This is a genomic window from Ammoniphilus resinae (assembly GCF_017873965.1).
Classification (GTDB): domain Bacteria; phylum Bacillota; class Bacilli; order Aneurinibacillales; family RAOX-1; genus Ammoniphilus_A; species Ammoniphilus_A resinae.
On sequence record NZ_JAGGKT010000003.1, the window covers coordinates 101,574 to 122,486 of the forward strand.

A 20,913-nucleotide genomic window follows, 5' to 3' on the forward strand; every position below is an offset into this window, starting at 1 on the left:
TTATTTCCGATAAAAATACAAAAATCACGGCTGTCAGCAAATAAAAGGGACCAGCTATGCCTGGTTTTCCTTATGAAAAGGTCATTTCTCCGTGCCCCCCCACTTCCACACCGTATTTTCTTTCCAAATCAGTCCATACTAACTTAAGGAATCATTGAAAGTTTTAGTTCATTTTTATAATAAATGGAGGGAATTATATGCCATTTGATATTCAGCAGTTTGGGGTAAAGCGGACGCAGATACCACCATTGCAAAATCGACCAGATCTTCGCCCACCGGTGAATCCGGGCTTAGCACCGACTCCCCGCGAGGAACAAGCACCTCAGGGGGATCCTCCGCAACAAGAGCCACAAGGGGATGCTAAAAAAAGTGCGCTTGTGGAAAGTATTCAACAATTAGGCCAGACATCCATTGCCTCAAGCCCTGACAGCAATATCCATTGTTTAAGCATCATTGGTCAGATTGAAGGACATATGGCAATGCCGCCGCAAAATAAAACGACAAAGTATGAGCATCTGATTCCGCAACTCGTCGCGATCGAACAAAATCCAAAAATTGAGGGATTGCTTGTCATTCTGAATACAGTTGGCGGAGATGTGGAAGCTGGCCTAGCCATCGCAGAAATGATTGCTTCTCTTTCTAAACCGAAGGTAAGCCTTGTTTTAGGGGGGGGACATAGTATTGGGGTTCCTATAGCGGTTTCCTCTGATTATTCTTTTATTGCTCCCACAGCTACAATGACGATTCATCCTGTTCGTTTAACCGGGTTGGTTATTAATGTGGTGGAGTCCTTTGAATATCTGGAAAAAATGCAGGACCGCGTGGTCAACTTTGTAACAAGCCATTCTAAAATTGAAGAAAAAGTGTTCCGGGAGTTGATGCTGAAGGTCGGAGAACTTACCCGGGATGTAGGGACCAACGTTGTTGGTACAAAGGCTGTTGAATATGGGTTAATAGATGAAGTGGGCGGAATTGCGCAAGCTATGCATAAATTAAACCAACTGATCCAGGAAAATAAACAGAAGGAAAATTTATTACAGTAAAAAGGAGGGGGAAAAGTGATTATTTATTCTGTCATGCCTATGGAATTGATAATGGAAAATATGGAGGCTATGTCAGAAATCCAATATGAAGAAACGGAGATCGACGGGGTGAAAATGGTTGTGGAACGAACCCCACAGACTTCTGAAGCGAAAATTGTTCGTTTGCTAAGCTGGAATCCACAGGATTATTTAAACCCTCGATTTGCACCAGGTACAACGATTTATTTTCGGCCAAATGCATAAGCAAAACTATGATCCATGCCTTCAATATGGTATAATTTGGACAGAGGTTAAAAGCAAAAAGTTGGAAGATTATCCTTGCCGTTGATGGCTGAACAATTCGCAAGTTTATATTACTAACCTAAAGAGGGCAGTCTTCCAACTGCCCTTATACTGTTTTGGTTCCAATCAAACTTTTCTTACCTCTAACTTTAAGAAAAGCTTCTATCGAAGCCATTTCGAAGAGGTAGTCGAGTCCATCTTAAGCGGAAGCTTTTCATGCCCACGGAAAGTTTAGGTACACTTTAAATTTTAGTGAACTTAAACTTTCCTAAAAGGACAAAAAGGGGGAGTGCCTATGGCGGCAAAGAAAACGAAAAAATCCTATCAATCAGCTACAAGAAAAAAGTTCTCTCTTAAAAATGACCTCGTTTTTGAACTTTATGGATTAATCCTACTGGCCGTTTCACTAATATCCTTGTCAAGATACGGTTGGTTTGGGGAAACCTTTGCCTGGGTTCTGCGTGTCATCGCAGGGACATGGGATTTTATAATCCCTTTAATCGGAATGTATTGCGCCGGGTTAATCATGGTTCAAAGAAAATGGCCGAATTTGTTAACACCAAGGTGGATAGGGTTATTTGTCTTCCTCTTTTCAATATTATTATTCAATCATCTTTCTCTATTTGACCAACTGTCTGCACAGGGGAAATTTACAGATCAAAGTATCTTAAGAGTCACCTGGGACGCCATTCTTAAAGAAAAGGCACAACTGGAAAACGGACTGGCGTCAACCATAGATGTAGGTGGAGGAATGATTGGGGCAATTGGTTTATCTATTAACTATTATTTGTTTGCTAGAACAGGTACATTGATCATTGCCATCTTTTCCTTTTTAATTGGTGCGATGCTTTTATTCCAGCTATCTTATGTTACCCTTCTAACAAAATTGAAGCAAATACTTACTGCCGGGTGGACGACGGTTTATGAAAAGAGTGTAGAGGCCGTTCAATTAATGTTGGAAAAGAAGGAAGGGAGCAATGAATCATCAAAACCGATGAAGAAATCACAGGAGGAGAATATAGATTCACCAATTGATCTATTTCCTCATGTTTCCTCTGAAGAAAAAGATGATGTTGCTGAACCAATTATTCACGATTTTTCAGAAGTAGCTTATCAACAAGAAGAACTAGATTTAGGGTTTGAGGAGGCCCATTTAGCAAATGAAAAACAGCAAGTATCAGCACAAAAATCGGCTGAGGTTCTAGAAATCGATTTTAGTAAAAGTGACGATCAACTTGGGGTTATTCAGGAAGAACCTGATCTTAATTATACCCTTCCCAGTCTTCCACTTTTGGATAAGCCTCGGCAATCCAAGCAACATGGGAAAGAATATAGGGATATGCAATCCAATGCAAAGAAGCTGGAACAAACGTTGGAAAGCTTCGGTGTTAATGCTAGAGTGATGCAAATACATAGAGGGCCAGCTGTTACCCGCTATGAAGTTCAGCCGGCAATTGGCGTTAAGGTGAGCAAGGTTGTCAATTTGGCAGATGACATTGCCTTGGCGCTCGCAGCTAAAGATATCCGGATTGAAGCCCCGATTCCGGGGAAATCTGCAATAGGAATTGAAGTCCCCAATTCCGAAGTCGCTGTGGTTAGCCTTCGCGAGGTATTAGAAACATCCTCTTATCAAGATAGTGAGGGGAAATTAACAGTAGGGTTAGGTCGTGATATTTCTGGTGAACCCATTATTGCCAATTTGGCGAAGATGCCGCATCTATTAGTAGCCGGTGCCACAGGTAGCGGGAAGAGTGTTTGTATAAACGGGATTATCACCAGTCTTTTGTTTAAGGCCAAGCCCCATGAGGTAAAGTTGATGATGATCGATCCGAAGATGGTTGAATTAAATGTCTACAATGGAATCCCCCATCTCCTAGCACCGGTCGTTACGGATCCAAGAAGGGCATCTATGGCATTAAAAAAAGTTGTTGTCGAGATGGAAAAAAGATACGAACTGTTTGCCAAAAGCGGTACAAGAAATATCGATCTCTATAATCAAATGGTACTGCAAAGTGGTACTGGCAGTGCGCTTCCCTATATCGTTGTCATTGTGGACGAGCTTGCAGATTTGATGATGGTTGCTGCAGGGGATGTGGAGGACGCGATTTGCAGGTTAGCGCAAATGGCCCGTGCGGCAGGCATTCATCTTATTATTGCCACGCAGCGTCCATCTGTAGATGTTATTACTGGAGTGATCAAAGCAAATATTCCATCGCGAATTGCCTTTGGAGTTTCCTCCACGGTTGATTCCCGTACCATTCTTGATGCTGGTGGAGCTGAAAAATTGCTGGGCCGTGGGGACATGTTGTACCTTCCAATGGGGGCATCGAAACCTGTTCGAGTTCAAGGTGCATTTGTTTCTGAAGCAGAAGTTGAAACTGTTGTACACTTTGTAAAAGAACAGCAAACAGCAAACTACCACACAGAAATGATTCCCGCCGAAGTGGAACCAAACGTGGAAACCAAGCCAGAGGATGACCTTTATGATGATGCAGTCAAACTGGTCATAGAAGCACAAACAGCATCCGCTTCCTTACTGCAAAGAAAATTCCGGATAGGTTATGCTAGAGCAGCAAGACTAGTCGATATGATGGAAGCAAATCAAATTGTTGGGCCTTTTGAAGGAAGTAAGCCACGTGAAGTGTTGGTGAAAAAAAGTGAATCCAATATTTCTTAGCAAATAAGGGGCGAACCCATTCCTTTAAGTAGCGGATTCTGTCCAAGGCCTTGAGGATGGCCCCTCATAAAAAAACAAAGAATGGACTATAATGGAAATAACACACTTCCCTACAAAGGAGAGGAAAATTTTGAATCAACCTGCTTTTGAAACGGCTACCATAGATCAAATGAACCTGCATGTTCTACCCACAGATAAATTCAAAACAACAACGATTGTCGTCCAAATTGAGCAACAGTTAAAAGAAGAAACAGTTACCCCTACAGCGCTCCTTCCATTTATATTAAAGCGGGGAAGTGCGAAGTATCCTACCACGAAAGAGCTGCGTCAATTCTTGGACAGCTTATTTGGTGCAGTTTTCTATACTGATGTCATTAAAAAGGGAGAAAAACAAATTATTCAGCTTCAGCTGGAAATTGCTAATGAAAAATATTTGTCAGATACGAGCCCACTACTGCTAAAAGGGATTGAGTTTCTAGGAGAAATCATGACGAATCCTCTCATTCAAGACAATGGTTTTTCCAAAAACTATGTTCGATCTGAAGCTGATGTCCTGCAAAATAAAATCTCCGGTCTCATCGATGATAAAATCCGCTATGCCAATCAAAGGGTAACAGAAGAAATGTGCAAAGAAGAGCCTTACCGTCTTCTTTCATATGGAAAAGCAGAAGAACTGGCCGCAGTGGATCCAATACAGCTTTATGGCTATTATCAACAATTGCTTGCTGAGAATCCGATTGATATCTATGTAGTGGGGGATGTTGTTCCGCAAGAAGTGAAAGATGGCATTGCAAAATTTTTCAGAGTGAAACGCAATCAAATTCGGGATCTTCCTTTTGCTCCAACGCAAAAGAAGGTCGTCGAAGAAAATCTAATTGTAGAGAAATTGAAGGTCGGACAAGGAAAATTGAATATTGGTTGTCGCACTCATACAACACTCGTTGATGACGATTACGAAGCCTTATTAGTCTATAATGGGATTTTAGGCGGGTTTCCGCATTCCAAACTTTTTGTTAATGTTCGGGAAAAGGCCAGCTTAGCCTATTATGCTGTTTCCAGATTGGAGAGTCATAAAGGAATTTTAATGATGATGTCAGGAATTGAAATTGACAAATTCGAGCAAGCCGTAGAAATCATGAAAAAACAATTACAGATGATGAAGGAAGGCACGATTTCAGATCAAGAAATGGCACAAACAAAGGCAACTTTAGTAAATCAATTATTAGAAACAAAAGACAATGCTCGAACAATCATCGATTTTTCATATAACAATCAGCTTACTGGAAATAAGAAAACAGTGGAAGGTATGATTGAAAAGATTAAATCAACAACCATTGCCGATGTGGTTAAGATCGCCCAAAAAATTGAAGTGGATACAATTTACTTTTTACGGGACGAGGAGGGCAAATAAATGGAACAAATACGTCATGATCAACTAAATGAAACCATTTATTACGAGAAAATGGAAAATGGTTTGGATGTTTATGTGCTACCAAAACATGGATTCAGTAAATCCTATGCGACATTTACAACAAAATATGGTTCTATCGATAACCATTTCCAAGTACCTGGAAAAGATCCTGTCAAGGTTCCAGACGGAATTGCCCATTTTTTAGAGCATAAAATGTTTGAACAAGAAGATGGCGATGTATTTAATGAATTTGCCAATAATGGGGCTTCAGCCAATGCGTTCACTAGCTTTGAAAGAACAGCCTATTTGTTTTCCAGCACAGGGCATGTGGTGGAGAATTTAACCATTCTGCTTAACTTTGTCCAGGCTCCATATTTTACGGAAGAAAATGTGGAGAAGGAGAAAGGGATCATTGGGCAGGAGATAAAGATGTATGATGATAATGCAGACTGGCGCGTTTACTTCGGTTTAATTGAAAATATGTATCATAACCATCCGGTGAAAATTGATATTGCAGGGACGATTGATTCCATTTCGCAAATCACTAAGGATACACTGTATACCTGCTATGAAACCTTCTATCATCCGAGTAACATGTTGCTCTTTGTTGTTGGGGCCGTAAAGCCTGAAGAGATTTTTCGTTTAGTCCGTGAGAATCAGGGACAAAAGGAGTATGGATTACAACCAGAAATTGAACGTTTTTTTGAAGAAGAACCTGCGGAAGTGGCCAATCCCGTTTCAATTCGTGAGATGTCAGTGGCAATGCCCAAGGTAATGTTTGGTTTTAAAGAAAAAAAAGCTGGTTTGCAAGGGAAGAATTTACTCCAGCAGGAATTGACTACACAGCTTGTTCTCGATATTTTGCTTGGTCCAAGTTCAGATCTTTATCAAAAATTGTATGAGCAAGGACTAATCAATGATACCTTCGGGACGGATTACAGTTGTGAAGCACAATATGCTTTTTCTGTGATTGGCGGCGACACACCAAATCCGGAGGAATTAGTGAAACAGGTTACGGAAGGATTAGAAAAAGCAAAACAAACAGGCATTAGTCAAAAGGATTTTGAGTTAAGTAAGAAGAAAAAAATCGGAGCTTTTTTACGTTCCCTCAATTCCATTGAGTTTATCGCCAATTCCTTTACAAAATATAAATTCAATGGCACAGATTTGTTTGAAATTGTTCCTACGCTTGAGAACATCACTGTTGAACAGGTTAACGAACGGCTTAAGGATCACTTCCAAATGGAGCAAAGAAGTGTTTCCACGATTAAACCTGTATAGTAACGTCTTGAAAAGCTGAAATAATGGAGGAGGATGGGGATGGATTAGCTATCCCTATTTTTTCTGCCGATAAACTTACCGGAGAGGAATGCAATTTTAGAATGGAAAAGGAAAAATGGGCATTAGTGACAGGCGCTAGCGGAGGAATCGGTTCGGCCATTAGTTTAAAGCTGGCAGAAGCGGGTTATCATTTGTATCTTCACTATTGGCGGGGGGAAGTTGAGATTCAGAAGTTGGCAGAGGCCTGTAGGGAATATGGAGCGGCTGCAGTCCCCATAAAGGCTGATTTGGAAATTGTAGAAGAAATCGGAGGACTGATTTCTTCACTTTCGCGGAAACCCGATGTCCTGATTAATAATGCTGGAATTACTCATTATGGCCTGTTTACAGAAACGCCAATCATCGATTTGGAGCGTTTATACCGGGTCAATGTACGAGCACCCTTTCTTTTAGCACAAGGTTGTGCCCCTTATATGATTCGGCAGCAATACGGGAGAATTATTAACATTTCATCCATTTGGGGGGTAACAGGGGCATCTTGTGAGGTCCTTTATTCAATGACCAAAGGGGCTCTTCTTTCTTTTACCAAGGCATTAGCAAAGGAATTGGCGCCATCACAAGTTACCGTAAATGCAGTGGTGCCAGGGGCCATTGAAGGAAAGTTACTTCGCAACCAATTTAATGACGAAGAACTTAAACTCATTGCATCGGAAATTCCCATGGGACGGCTTGGGGAACCGGAAGAAATAGCTTCGCTTGTTGCATACCTATTGCAGCCAGATGCAAAGTATATTACTGGACAAGTCATAAGCCCCAACGGCGGGTGGTATACCTAAAGGGATTTCCCTAAAGTTGGACCTCAACCCGGGGAATAATTGAATCTTAAACAAGTCATATTATATATGTACAGGAGGGGAACCTTCTGAAACATTTAAAGGAGGGATTCTAATGTCAGTATTAGAAAACTTCGGTGAATGGAAATCCTTTTTAGCTGAACGCGTTGGACAAGCAGAAAAAATGGGAATGGACAAAAGCACGATGGCAAATGTAGCATCACAACTTGGTGACTACCTTTCAGATAAGGTTGATCCAAAAAATGTTGAAGAGCGTTTATTAAAGGAACTATGGGATTCTGCCGATGACCAACAGCAAAAAGCGCTTGCTGAAGTCATGATCAATTACGTTCAAAAACATTAGTAAGGATTTTGCCTCCATATTATTGGAGGCTTTTTTCCATTCCGCATAGGAATGAGTAAGCTTCCTCCAATTTACATTTCTACTGGCATGACAGCATCCGTCTCCTTCTGAACTTAAATTTTGAAGGGATTGTAGTCCTCGAAAAGGGGAATGCTTCTTCTAAAGATGGATACATCTTCTTCAAATGAACTTCAATAAGAAGCTTTTCTTATACAGTTTTTTAGGAAAATTCCTTACCTAGCGAGTAAAATATGGTATACTTTCCAAGGAGAAGAATCATTTTTAATTCGAGAGGGATCCACACATGCAGAAGAGTGATTGGTACCTAGAATGGGAAATTCATAAAAATCGACCTGGGCTTTTGGGAGACATTGCCTCTATTTTAGGAATGCTTTCCATTAATATCATTACGATTAATGGTGTTGATGTTTGGCGAAGAGGAATGCTTTTACAAACGGATGATGAAAAAAAGATTGAATTACTGGGAAATATATTAAGGAAAGTAGAGAATATAACCATAACGGCCCTCCGTCCGCCTACAATGATGGATACGCTGGCTGTTCGTCACGGAAGATATATTGAACGAGATATGAAAGATAAAAAAACATTTCGTTTTACACGAGATGAAATTGGACTTCTTGTTGATTTTATGGCCGAAGTCTTTAAACATGAGGGGCACCAACTTGTAGGTGTCAGAGGGATGCCTCGCGTTGGGAAAACGGAATCTATGGTTGCGGCAAGTGTTTCAGCCAATAAGCGGTGGATTTTTATTTCATCAACGCTTTTAAGACAAACCGTACGAAATCAACTGGCAAACGATGAGATGGTGTCTGACAATGTTTATTTTATCGATGGTATTGTATCCACCATGCGTTCCACAGAGAAACATCACGCGTTAATGCGTGAAGTTTTGCGTTTTCCGGCAACCAAGGTGATTGAACATCCCGATATTTTTATTCGTGAAACAGAATTTTCCTTGGATGATTTCGATTATATTATTGAGTTGCGCAACCACCCAGAAGAAGAAATTACTTATGAGGCAGTAAATGATACATTTTCTGATTTTAATTTAAGTTAACATATAAATGGGAGGTGGGAGAGTGACCGAATTAGGCGAAACACTAAAACAAGCTCGAATAAAAAAAGGACTTACAATTGATGATATTCATCAAGAAACGAAAATTCAAAGTAGATATTTAGAAGCAATAGAAGCTGGAAATCTAGACGCACTGCCTGGACATTTTTACGCAAGGGCTTTCGTAAAAAGCTACGCTGAGGTTGTTGGTATTGATCCGGATACGATCTTAGAGCATATCCAGCCGGAAATAGGGCCGCTTGTGGAAGAACAAGTAAAATCCTTAAGACGTCACCGTCCTGCTAAGCCCCCAGTACAAGCAGGAAGATGGCTGTCCAGAGTATTACTGTATTTATTTGCTGTGCTCATCCTGTTTGTCATTTACATAGCTTGGGCCAAGCTTGATGAAGTCCCAGACGTTAATTCGGAAATAGGACAGCCAACGGATACAGCCAATCCCCCTATTGTAGATAATCATATGTCTACGCCAAATCAGCCAAATCAATCAGGTCAAGGCAATGGGATCCCGCCTAATCAACCGCCTAAAGAGGAACAACAGCCCAAACCTACATTAAATTTTATCAGTCAGAAAGGAAACCTTTATCAATATGAAATGACCGGGGTATCCTCCCTCACTGTAAAGATTTCCGCAAATAGTGCTTGTTGGTTTAGTGTCCTAAAAGGGGGGGGGAACGGCGAACAAATTGATTCGTTTACCATGTCTAAAGGGAATTCGAAAGAGTGGAATCTTGCCGAGGCCAAGGAAGTAACCATTCGTTTAGGAAGTGCTCCAGATGTAGAAATTCTAGTGAATGGACAACCCTTAGATACTTCGAAGATGCCGCGAGCATTACAAATTATATCCGTAGTTTTGAAATAGCCCTGAGAATTAGTCCAGGGCTATTTTTTTGACAGCCATTTCTTCATATATTATACTTGTTAAGGTGAAAAAGCATAAATCGGAGCTTAAATATAGAATGTGAGGCAAAAAAATGACAGTGAATACCAACACCAAGGAAAAGGTGGCGATCGTCACCCTTGGGTGCGAAAAAAACCTAGTGGATTCAGACATTATGTCAGAATTGGTAGATAAACGTGGATATGAAGTGGTTGAAAACCCAGAGGAAGCAACAGTAGTTGTTGTGAATACATGTAGTTTTATTGACGCAGCCAAGGAAGAATCAGTTAATATGATCCTTGATATGGCTGATTTAAAAAAGACTTCCAAGTTGAAATCGTTAATTGTAGCGGGTTGCTTGACACAACGATACAAGGAAGTACTGATGGAAGAAATGCCAGAGATTGATGGGATTGTTGGAACGGGTGACTTCGATAAAATCACCGATATTATTGAAAAAACATTAATTGGTGAGAAGGCCGTAATGGTTGGAAATCCCGCGTTTTCCTACGAAAATGTTTCCCGTCGAAAAATTGAAAAGGGTACGTTTACAGCGTATATTAAAGTTGCAGAAGGCTGTGACAATGCTTGTACGTTTTGTATTATCCCAACGCTGAGGGGGGCCTTCCGATCAAGAACGATTGAATCGGTTGTCCGTGAAGCTGAGGAACTCTCGCAACAGGGGATTAAGGAAATTAGCCTTATTGCTCAGGACCTTACGAATTATGGAATGGATTTATATGGTGAACACCGCTTGCCCCAATTGTTGACGGAGGTCTCCAAGGTAGAGGGGATTGAGTGGATACGAATTCATTATGCATATCCAGGATATTTCACAGATGAGTTGATTGATGTGATTGCAAAAAATCCAAAGGTTTGCAATTATATAGATATGCCCTTACAACATAGTGAAGACTCTGTTTTGAAAAGAATGCGCAGGCCAGGACGTCAACGTGATACACGAGAATTGGTAGCCAAGATTCGTGATCGCATCGGGCAAGTTGCTATTCGGACATCTATTATTGTAGGTTTTCCTGGGGAAACTGAAGAGGATTTTGGGAATCTTGTAGAATTTGTAAAGGAAATGAAATTTGACCGGTTAGGTGTCTTTACCTATTCTCAGGAAGAAGACACACCTGCTTATCGCTTAAAAGACCAAATTGATCAGGAAACCAAAGAACGACGCGCAAATATTTTGATGGAAGTACAAAGAGAGATTGCAGGTGAACGCAACGGACAGTTTGTCGGACAAACTCTTGATGTCCTGATTGAAAGATATGATGGAAAAAATAATATCTATATCGGACGTACTCAATTTGACGCATTAGAGGTTGATGGTGAAGTTTTTGTTACCGGCTATCAAGGCGAATTGGGCGAAATTGCAAAGGTGAAAATTACCCATTCATACGATTATGATCTTTCGGGGGAGGTTGTCTAGGTGAATCTGCCTAATAAGATTACCTTGGCACGCATTTTTCTCGTACCAGTAGTGATGCTTTTCCTACTGGTACGCTTTGATTTTGGAGTTCTTGTCATTGGCACCTTTAAAATTACATATAGTGAAATCATTGCTACCCTTATATTTATTTTGGCTGCCAGTACGGACGGTTTAGATGGATATATTGCCAGGAAAAGAAAATTAATTACAAACCTGGGAAAATTCTTGGATCCTTTGGCTGATAAGTTATTGATCTCAGCGGTGCTTATTTCGTTGGTAGAAATGCAGCGCCTGGATGCTTGGGTTGCCATTCTCATTATTAGCAGAGAATTTGCAGTGACAGGATTGCGGATGGTGGCGGTAGCTGAAGGTCAGGTCATTGCCGCCAGTAAGTGGGGGAAATTGAAAACCGTGATCCAAATTATTGCTGTGTGTTCTCTGATGATAAATAACTTCCCTTTTTACTTTATTGGACTTCCATTTTCAACGTTTGCTGTTTGGGCAGCGGTAATCATTACACTGTTTTCTGGGTATGACTATTTCGCAAAGAATAAACATGTTATAAACTTTTAGGCGAGGGGAGCCACTGGATATGAAGGCTGAAATTATTGCTGTGGGTACTGAATTGCTCTTAGGACAAATTGCTAATACCAATGCTCAATTTATTTCCAAGAAACTTGCGGAAGTGGGCATCGACGTTCTTTATCATTCGGTCGTTGGGGATAATGCAGCAAGATTGGCAGGGTTGGTAGAAACAGCCCAGCAACGTTCAGACATCATTATTTTTACAGGTGGTCTAGGGCCTACCAAGGATGATTTAACAAAGGAAACGATTGCTCGCTGTATGGGGAAAACGCTTGTTGAAAATTCTGAGGCAATGGAGCAAATATTGGCTTTCTTTGCCCGCAGAGGAACACCAATGACCGAGAATAATCGTAAACAGGCTTTGGTCATTGAAGGGAGTACGGTGTTTCCTAATGATCATGGTATGGCTCCGGGGATGGCTGTTGAATCATCAGGAATCCGCTATTTATTATTCCCGGGCCCACCTAAGGAACTTAATCCGATGTTTGAAAATTATGCACTTCCTTACTTGCTTTCCCTTTCCTCTGATTCCCAAGTTGTACATTCAAAGGTACTCCGCTTCTATGGAATCGGTGAATCCCTGTTGGAAGAAAAATTGATCGATTTAATTGATGGGCAAAGTAATCCGACCATTGCACCGCTCGCCAATGAAGCAGAGGTGACCATCCGAATTACGGCAAAAACAGATACTACTCAAAAAGCTGATGAAATGATTTCTGAGGTTGAGAAAGAAATTGAGCGCAGGGTTGGGGAGTTTATCTATGGATATAACCAGGATTCTTTACATAGTGTCTTAGTTGGGAAACTTAAGGAAAACGGATTAACCTTGTCGTTAGCGGAAAGCTGCACAGGAGGCTTGATCAGTCATTTAATCACGAATATTCCTGGATCATCTGAGGTTTATGCCGGGGGGTATGTCAGCTATACGGAAAAAGCCAAGGTTCAGGCCTTGGGAGTGGATCCCGCATTAACCCAAAAGTATGGAACTGTATCTGAAGAGGTTGCTTCAGCGATGGCTGTACAAGCGAAAACGAATATGTCAGCTGACATTGCTTTATCCGTTACTGGAGTGGCTGGACCTGGAACGGTGGAAGGAAAGCCGGTTGGACAGATATTCATTGGTGTTGCGACAGCAACTGGGGAAAAGGTATACTCCTTGAAGTTATCAGGAACTAGAGAGGGAATTCAGCTCCGTGCCGCGAAATACGGGATGTATTACCTGCTGAAAGAACTTGTGAATGAAAGAAACTAACGCAAAAAACTTGATTTGAATAAGGTGGTAATTTGATGTTAACTTTTTCAGATTTTGCTTTGCATCGAAACTTACAAAGAGCTGTAAATGACATGGGCTTTGAAGAGCCCTCTCCAATCCAGGCAACTGCTATTCCACTCATCTTGGAAGGGCATGATGTAATTGGCCAGGCCCAAACAGGTACAGGGAAGACAGCTGCTTTTGGGATTCCTTTAATTGAACGGGTGAGCAATGAAGGCAGGGTACAAGCCATTGTCCTAACCCCGACACGTGAATTAGCGATACAAGTGTCAGGAGAATTAAGGAAAATTTCCAAATACAAAAGAACCAGAACCCTCCCGATCTATGGCGGTCAATCGATAGGACACCAGATCCGGACACTTAAACAGGGTGTTCAGGTTGTGATTGGAACTCCAGGACGGATCTTAGACCATTTGCGCAGAAAAACATTACGTCTTGAGGATGTGAAGATGGTTGTTCTTGATGAAGCCGACGAAATGCTCGACATGGGTTTTATCGATGATATTAAGGAAATTCTTTCCTATACCCCTGAAGAGCGACAAACTCTGCTTTTCTCGGCCACCATGCCGAATGAAATTTTAGATCTTTCCCGGCGTTATATGAATAACCCGCAAACTGTTGCGATAAATAGAAAAGAAGTTACTGCACCATTGATTGATCAAGTATACTATAAAGTTTTAGAACGAAATAAGCTGGATAGCCTATGCCGTATTCTTGACAGTGAGGAAGTTGGACTAGGGATCGTGTTTTGCCGGACAAAGCGCGGAGTCGATGAGTTGGCTGATGCCCTTCAGGAACGTGGATATCTTGCTGACGGTCTTCATGGAGATTTGAGCCAGGCACAGCGAGATCGTGTCATGAAAGGCTTTAGGGATTCGAGTATTGAACTGTTAGTTGCTACAGATGTGGCCGCTAGAGGGATTGATGTTGGGAATATTACCCATGTTATAAACTATGATATACCGCAGGATCCAGAAAGCTATGTTCACCGCATTGGTCGTACAGGGCGTGCTGGACGTAAGGGAATTGCCTTGACACTAGTGACCCCAAGGGAAATGAGGCAGCTTTTAACGATTGAAAAGGTAACTAAATCCAATCTTCAACCTCGAAGTGTTCCAACCTTAGCAGAAGTAGCAGAAAAGCAACAAATGCAGTGGAAAGAACAAGTGATTTCCGTTATAACTTCGGACGATGTGGATCTATCTTTGTTTTCATCTGTAGTGGATGATATGAAACAGGAATATTCATTGGAACGGATTGCAGCAGCAGCACTGCATGTAGCCTTCTCTTCCACCTTTCAAACTGAGGAAGAGGAAGTTTATAATTTTGGCGATACAGGCGCTTCTAAAGGAATGGTCCGCTTCTTCATGAACGTGGGACGTAACATTGAAATGAAACCGCAGGATTTAGTAAAAGAGATTTCGGAAACTGTCGGGATATCTGGAAAGTCAGTGGGTAAGATCGATATCTTTGATAAATTTACCTTCTTTGAAATTACCGAAGATGCAGCTCCGTTTGTTTACGAAGCCCTTCGCCATTCCCGAGTACTCGGAGCGAGGGTGAACGTAGAACCTGCTAAACCGCGTGGAAAAAGAGAATAGTGATGGAGGAAAGGACTGCCTCGTTGGGGTGGTTCTTTTTAATTTAAATGTTTTTCAGTCCGAAAGCCAAATTTCTCCTGCAAGAACATTCGTTTGTATTTTCTTGTTGGCAAACAGATTGAAATTAGGTATCATTAAGGAGAAAAGCTAGTCTGGCTTTCTATTATGGGAGGGGGATTTTATTTGTCAGATCGAAAAGCGGCCTTAGAATCGGCATTGCGTCAAATAGAAAAGCAGTTTGGAAAAGGATCCATTATGAAGTTGGGGGAAGTGGCAGCAACCAATACTGTTTCGGTTGTTTCCAGCGGTTCAATTGCCTTGGATATCGCTCTTGGAATTGGAGGTTACCCAAAGGGAAGAATTATTGAAATCTATGGTCCGGAATCAAGCGGTAAAACAACCGTTGCCTTACATGCCATTGCTTCCGTTCAGAAAAATGGCGGACAGGCAGCATTTATAGATGCTGAGCATGCGCTTGACCCAGTCTATGCCAGCAAACTAGGGGTTAACATAGATGAATTGTTATTATCCCAGCCCGATACAGGGGAGCAGGCACTCGAGATCGCAGAGGCACTTGTCCGTAGCGGTGCAGTCGATATTGTTGTTGTTGACTCAGTTGCCGCACTAGTACCTAAAGCGGAAATCGAAGGGGAAATGGGAGATTCCCATGTGGGTTTACAGGCCCGCCTTATGTCTCAGGCATTGCGTAAATTGGCTGGTGCTATCAACAAATCAAAAACGATCGCCATCTTTATCAATCAACTTCGGGAAAAGGTGGGAGTTATGTTTGGAAATCCCGAAACCACTCCCGGCGGTCGGGCTTTGAAGTTTTACTCTAGCGTACGTCTAGATGTGCGTCGTGCAGAAACGATTAAACAAGGCAATGATATGGTGGGAAATCGTACAAAGATTAAGGTAGTAAAAAACAAAGTGGCCCCACCATTCAAGAGCAGTGAAGTAGATATCATGTATGGGGAAGGAATTTCTCATGAAGGAAGTATCCTCGATATCGGCTCGGACGTGGATATTGTTTCAAAGAGTGGCGCATGGTATTCCTATAATGGAGAACGACTAGGGCAAGGAAGGGAAAATGCAAAACAATTCCTTAAAGAAAATCCAGCCATTACAGATGAAATCGAGAAGCAAATACGCGAACATTTCTTATTAAATAGTACAACGGTACCTGTCAAAGCAGTAGAAGAAGATGAGGAATCAGAGGAATTTGAATTAGATTTTGAATAAATACCTTGAGAAATAGTCTTGCTATCTATTCCTTTGCGGAAAGAAAGTAAGACTATTTCTATATTGGTTGATGGGGGTGAAGAGGATTTGCCAGATCTAGAGCATGAAGAGGGAAGTAAAATTACATCCATAACCGTGCAAAAAAACAACACAAAAAGATATAACATATACGTCAATGGTGAGTATGCCTTTGCTGTCCACGAAGATATTTTAGTGAAATATCAGTTACTAAAAGGCAAAGAATTGAATCCAGAGGAGATGCGAGAGATTCTCGCTGCGGAGGAATTGAACCGGGCTGAACAATATGCCTTACGCTATTTGAGTCATCGTCCAAGGACGGCAAAAGAGATGTTTGAGTACATAATTGCAAAAGGTTTTCAGACAGCGCAGTCGGATACTACTGTCAAGAAATTAATTGATAAAGGCTATATTAATGATGAAGCTTTTGCAGAACAATGGATTGAAGAAAGAATGCGTTTGAGGCCAAGGGGGCGTTATCTACTTTTTCAGGAGTTGACAAGCAGAGGAATTGATGAAGGGATTGTAGAGCAAAAACTTAGTCAAATTTTGAATCAGGAAGATGAGATAGCAATGATTGAACAGCTAATTCAAAAAAAATTTCGCGGTCATACTTTTGAATCGGAGTGGGAGATGAAGAAAAAGATCATTCCATTTCTGCAACGCAAAGGATTTTCACTTAATCATTCGCTCTCTGCAATTAGTAAAATAAAGAAAGAATATGGCCTCTAATCTCCAATTTTCATGCAAAATTCGTTAAAAACAACCTATTTCTTGACAATCTTAACTTAATGTCAGTACAATATAAGTGGATATTCATCTTTACTTCTAGTAACTGATATTTCCTTCATTTTTATTCAGGAAAAAGATGATATTTTAAAGAATCTGAAGGCAAGTGCTAAGTAAGGCATGACTTGATGATTCAAATGTAATGAGTATGAGATATTTAAAAATTTACGGTACTTTAAGACCTGCAGATGCAAGGAGGTGACAAAGATGGAACTGCTAAGTCTTGGTGGTTTGACCATTCTGCTTGCATGCACAGCGGTCGGAGTCGGTATCGGTTATCTAGTACGCAAGTCCATTGCTGAAGCGAAAATTTCCAGTGCTGAGGAAGCTGCGAAGCAGATTGTTGACCAAGCTGGTAAGGAAGCAGAGGCGCTTAAGAAGGAAAAGATTCTTGAAGCGAAGGACGAGGTGCATCGATTACGCACCGAAGCAGAAAAAGAGAATCGGGAAAGACGTAATGAGATTCAGCGTTTAGAAAAACGTATCCTGCAAAAGGAAGAAACTCTAGACCGCAAGTTGGAAAACTTTGAAAGAAAAGAAGTTGAGCTAGAACGTAAAGAACGTTCTATTTCCGACCTACAAAGCAAAGTGGATGAACTATACAAGAGTCAACAAGTTGAGTTGGAACGAATTTCTGGCTTAACAAGAGAAGAAGCGAAGGCAATTATTCTTTCTCAAGTCGAAAATGAGGTTCGTCATGAATCGGCGATCCTAATTAAGGAGATAGAACAGAAAGCTAAGGAAGAAGCGGATAAAAAGGCAAGGGAAATCATTACAACGGCGATCCAGCGGTGTGCAGCAGATCATGTGGCAGAGACCACTGTATCAGTGGTTACATTACCGAACGATGAAATGAAAGGGCGAATTATCGGCCGAGAAGGAAGAAATATTCGTGCCCTTGAGACGTTGACTGGAATCGACCTAATTATTGATGATACACCTGAAGCTGTTATTCTTTCCGGATTCGATCCGATTCGTCGTGAAATTGCCAAAACTGCATTGGAAAAACTTGTTGCAGATGGTCGTATTCACCCTGCAAGAATCGAAGAAATGGTGGAAAAATCACGCAGGGAAGTGGATGAGCGGATCCGCGAGTATGGGGAACAAGCAACATTTGAGACTGGAGTTCATGGATTGCACCCTGATTTAATTAAGATTCTTGGACGATTGAGATATCGCACAAGTTATGGGCAAAATGTGTTGAAACATTCCATGGAAGTGGCACATTTATGCGGGCTTATGGCTGCTGAGTTAGGTGAAGATGTTACACTCGCGAAACGCGCAGGTTTATTGCATGATATTGGTAAAGCTATTGACCATGAAGTAGAAGGCTCCCACGTTGAAATTGGGGTTGAACTCGCGAAAAAATACAGCGAACATCCGCATGTTATTAATGCGATTGCTTCCCATCACGGGGATGTTGAAGCGGATAATATCATTGCCATGCTCGTAGCTGCTGCTGATGCTTTATCAGCTGCTCGACCTGGCGCTCGAAGAGAAACTTTGGAAACCTATATTAAGCGTCTAGAAAGATTGGAAGAGATCTCTGAATCGTTTGATGGTGTAGAAAAGTCATTTGCTATTCAGGCGGGTCGTGAGATAAGAATTATGGTCAAGCCGGAAGTGGTCGATGATCTAGAAGCTCATCGATTGGCACGGGATATTACGAAACAAATTGAGAGTGAACTAGATTATCCCGGACATATTAAGGTGACTGTAATCCGTGAAACAAGAGCGGTTGAATATGCAAAATAAAGTGGCCTAGTAGCCACTTTATTTTTTTGGATATAGGAAAGTATAAAGATGAGGTGAAGTTATGAGGGTATTATTTATTGGTGATATTGTAGGCTCAGGCGGTAGGGAGACCTTGCAAACCTATCTTCCTCGGTTGAAGCGAAAATACCAGCCCACTTTTACCATCGTTAATGGAGAGAATGCGGCGGGAGGAAGAGGCATTACGGAAAAAATCGCGAAGTCCTTTTTTGAGCTCGGGGCTGGCGTGATTACGATGGGAAACCATACCTGGGATAATAAAGAAATATTCGAGTTTATAGACCACGAAAATAAAATTATAAGACCGGCTAATTATCCTCCTGGAACACCAGGATTGGGATACACGTTCATTCGTTCCAATCAACATGAACTTGCTGTCATCAACTTGATGGGGAGAACCTTTCTTCCTGCAACGGATTGTCCTTTCCGGACAGTTGATCAGTTACTTGATAAGATTCGCAAAAGGACGCCATACATATTTGTAGATTTTCATGCTGAAGCCACTTCAGAGAAGCAAGCGATGGGATGGTTTCTTGATGGAAGGGTTTCAGCGGTTGTTGGAACCCATACCCATGTGCAAACAGGCGATGCAAGAATCCTCCCGAAAGGGACCGCTTACTTAACCGATGTGGGCATGGTTGGACCTTATGATTCCATTTTAGGGATGGAAACAGAAGCTGTCTTGAAAAAATTTATAACCCAACTTCCTGTACGTTTTGAAGTGGCGAGCGGAAGAATGCAATTAAATGGGGTAATTATTGATATTAATCCAACATCTGGAGTGGCAGAACGAATTAAAACGTTCCGTATTGATGATGAACACCCTTTCCTGGAATAGGAAAGGGTGTTTTTATATGAAAATCACGGGCATAGGCATTTTTTATCAATCAGCTGAATATAGTAGCAATGGTAATAATCATACAATCATTCGAGGAGGTACCGACCATGGAAGTATTAAAAGTTTCAGCAAAGTCCAATCCTAATTCTGTAGCAGGTGCACTTGCCGGCGTTCTTCGAGAACGAGGTGCTGCTGAAATTCAGGCAATTGGCGCAGGGGCACTGAATCAAGCTGTGAAAGCAGTAGCCATTGCAAGAGGATTCGTAGCTCCCAGTGGTGTTGACTTGATTTGCATTCCAGCTTTTACAGATATATTAATCGATGGAGAAGAAAGAACGGCAATCAAGCTAATCATCGAACCGCGTTAAATTATTATGATAGAATATAACCCTTGCCTGTTTATTCCACTGAATGAACGGGCTTTCATTTTGTTTTTCCAAAGGAAGAAGGTTGAATTGTGTTTTGTATACGGAAGGGGTAAGAGTAATGAAAATCTTTGATGCCCATTGCGATGTTTTATGGAAAATGGCTGAGAATCAGCAGCTTTCTTTTTATGATTCGAATGACTTACTTCAATTAAATTATGAGGCTATGAAAGAATCAAATATCGGTGTACAGGCATTTGCCCTTTTTGTTCCCCCAACCATCCCTTCACAGCTAAAATTCGACTATGTATTAAAAATGATTGACATCTATCATGAACAGATCTTAAACAAAAAACATATTTCCCCCATTCTTACTTCAAACGATCTAAGGAAAATTTTACACAATGAAACAAATTTAAGAGGTGGAATATTAACACTTGAAGGCGTTGATGCTCTACAGGGCAAGATGATCTATTTAAGGACTCTTTACCAACTAGGTGTTCGGGGGTTAGGTTTCACCTGGAACTATCGTAACGAGGCGGCAGATGGCGTAGAAGAGCCCAAACCGGGTGGTCTGTCCAAATTTGGCCGGGAGTTATTAAAGGAAGCGAATCGTTTAGGGATGGTTTTGGATGTTTCCCACCTTTCTGAACCAGGATTTTGGGATGTTATCGAGCTGACGGCGTCTCCAATCATCGCCTCTCATTCAAATTGCCAAGTGGTCCATTTACATCGACGAAATTTGAGCGATGATCAATTGCATGCCATCTTCAAGTTGAACGGTGTTATTGGTTTAACCTTTGTTCCTTCCTTTATCTCTGGAAACGAGAACGTCTTTATACCTGATTTATTAATGCATCTTGAGCACATCCTAGTCCTTGGCGGGGAGGACCATGTGGCATTCGGTTCTGACTTTGATGGAATCACGAGAACTATGAGTGATTTATCAAATGCAAAGCAATATCATCGTTTAGTCAACACGCTTTTACAGACCTATAAAGAAGCGCAAGTTGAAAAATGGCTGCATGGAAACTGGCAGAGAGTATTTCAGAAAATTTTGGGTTAAAATGGAATAGAGGCGAATACCCGCCGATTAATTAAATTTGCTTGCATTTTTCTTTAGATAG

19 protein-coding genes are annotated in these 20,913 nt (G+C 41.3%); all 19 read left to right on the plus strand.

From position 1 onward, the window contains the following. Positions 1-197 precede the first annotated feature (197 nt). Positions 198-1,043, plus strand: a complete 846-nt coding sequence (locus J2Z37_RS07590) for a ClpP family protease (RefSeq protein ID WP_209809648.1) — start codon at positions 198-200, stop codon at positions 1,041-1,043. 15 nt (positions 1,044-1,058) lie between these two features. After that, on the plus strand, positions 1,059-1,286 hold the full coding sequence (locus J2Z37_RS07595; RefSeq protein WP_209809649.1) for a YlzJ-like family protein: 228 nt from the start codon (positions 1,059-1,061) through the stop codon (positions 1,284-1,286). Positions 1,287-1,620: 334 nt separating this feature from the next. Beyond that, a complete protein-coding gene (locus J2Z37_RS07600; protein ID WP_209809650.1) occupies positions 1,621-4,002 on the plus strand; it encodes an FtsK/SpoIIIE family DNA translocase in 2,382 nt (793 codons plus the stop codon). 130 nt (positions 4,003-4,132) lie between these two features. Beyond that, positions 4,133-5,413, plus strand: coding sequence for an EF-P 5-aminopentanol modification-associated protein YfmF (gene yfmF, locus J2Z37_RS07605; RefSeq protein ID WP_342453796.1), 1,281 nt, complete (start codon positions 4,133-4,135; stop codon positions 5,411-5,413). Continuing rightward, positions 5,414-6,694, plus strand: coding sequence for an EF-P 5-aminopentanol modification-associated protein YfmH (yfmH, locus tag J2Z37_RS07610; protein ID WP_209809652.1), 1,281 nt, complete (start codon positions 5,414-5,416; stop codon positions 6,692-6,694). 101 nt (positions 6,695-6,795) lie between these two features. After that, a complete protein-coding gene (ymfI, locus tag J2Z37_RS07615; protein WP_209809653.1) occupies positions 6,796-7,530 on the plus strand; it encodes an elongation factor P 5-aminopentanone reductase in 735 nt (244 codons plus the stop codon). Positions 7,531-7,642: 112 nt separating this feature from the next. Further along, complete coding sequence (locus tag J2Z37_RS07620; RefSeq protein ID WP_209809654.1) at positions 7,643-7,891, plus strand: DUF3243 domain-containing protein; 249 nt, start codon at positions 7,643-7,645, stop codon at positions 7,889-7,891. 304 nt (positions 7,892-8,195) lie between these two features. Next, positions 8,196-8,969 carry a DUF3388 domain-containing protein gene (locus J2Z37_RS07625; protein WP_209809655.1) on the plus strand — a complete coding sequence of 258 codons (774 nt, stop codon included), beginning with the start codon at positions 8,196-8,198 and terminating at the stop codon, positions 8,967-8,969. Between the two features lie 22 nt (positions 8,970-8,991). After that, positions 8,992-9,846: a helix-turn-helix domain-containing protein gene (locus tag J2Z37_RS07630; RefSeq protein WP_209809656.1), complete on the plus strand. Its 855-nt coding sequence runs from the start codon at positions 8,992-8,994 to the stop codon at positions 9,844-9,846. A 112-nt stretch (positions 9,847-9,958) separates the two neighbouring features. After that, on the plus strand, positions 9,959-11,302 hold the full coding sequence (gene rimO / locus J2Z37_RS07635; protein WP_209809657.1) for a 30S ribosomal protein S12 methylthiotransferase RimO: 1,344 nt from the start codon (positions 9,959-9,961) through the stop codon (positions 11,300-11,302). Continuing rightward, positions 11,303-11,875, plus strand: coding sequence for a CDP-diacylglycerol--glycerol-3-phosphate 3-phosphatidyltransferase (gene pgsA / locus J2Z37_RS07640; RefSeq protein WP_209809658.1), 573 nt, complete (start codon positions 11,303-11,305; stop codon positions 11,873-11,875). Positions 11,876-11,894: 19 nt separating this feature from the next. After that, positions 11,895-13,139, plus strand: a complete 1,245-nt coding sequence (locus J2Z37_RS07645) for a competence/damage-inducible protein A (RefSeq protein WP_209809659.1) — start codon at positions 11,895-11,897, stop codon at positions 13,137-13,139. Between the two features lie 35 nt (positions 13,140-13,174). Continuing rightward, entirely contained in the window at positions 13,175-14,761 is a 1,587-nt protein-coding gene (locus tag J2Z37_RS07650) for a DEAD/DEAH box helicase (protein WP_209809660.1), read from the plus strand. A 183-nt stretch (positions 14,762-14,944) separates the two neighbouring features. Beyond that, positions 14,945-16,003 (plus strand): recombinase RecA, encoded by a 1,059-nt coding sequence (gene recA / locus J2Z37_RS07655; RefSeq protein ID WP_209809661.1) that lies wholly within the window; start codon positions 14,945-14,947, stop codon positions 16,001-16,003. Between the two features lie 33 nt (positions 16,004-16,036). Beyond that, a complete protein-coding gene (locus tag J2Z37_RS07660) occupies positions 16,037-16,753 on the plus strand; it encodes a RecX family transcriptional regulator (RefSeq protein WP_209809662.1) in 717 nt (238 codons plus the stop codon). Positions 16,754-17,017: 264 nt separating this feature from the next. Then, entirely contained in the window at positions 17,018-18,565 is a 1,548-nt protein-coding gene (rny, locus tag J2Z37_RS07665; RefSeq protein ID WP_209809663.1) for a ribonuclease Y, read from the plus strand. A gap of 61 nt (positions 18,566-18,626) precedes the next feature. Further along, positions 18,627-19,421, plus strand: a complete 795-nt coding sequence (locus tag J2Z37_RS07670) for a TIGR00282 family metallophosphoesterase (RefSeq protein ID WP_209809664.1) — start codon at positions 18,627-18,629, stop codon at positions 19,419-19,421. 107 nt (positions 19,422-19,528) lie between these two features. Continuing rightward, positions 19,529-19,789: a stage V sporulation protein SpoVS gene (spoVS, locus tag J2Z37_RS07675; protein ID WP_100403008.1), complete on the plus strand. Its 261-nt coding sequence runs from the start codon at positions 19,529-19,531 to the stop codon at positions 19,787-19,789. 118 nt (positions 19,790-19,907) lie between these two features. Next, complete coding sequence (locus J2Z37_RS07680) at positions 19,908-20,852, plus strand: dipeptidase (protein WP_209809665.1); 945 nt, start codon at positions 19,908-19,910, stop codon at positions 20,850-20,852. Positions 20,853-20,913: the final 61 nt, after the last annotated feature.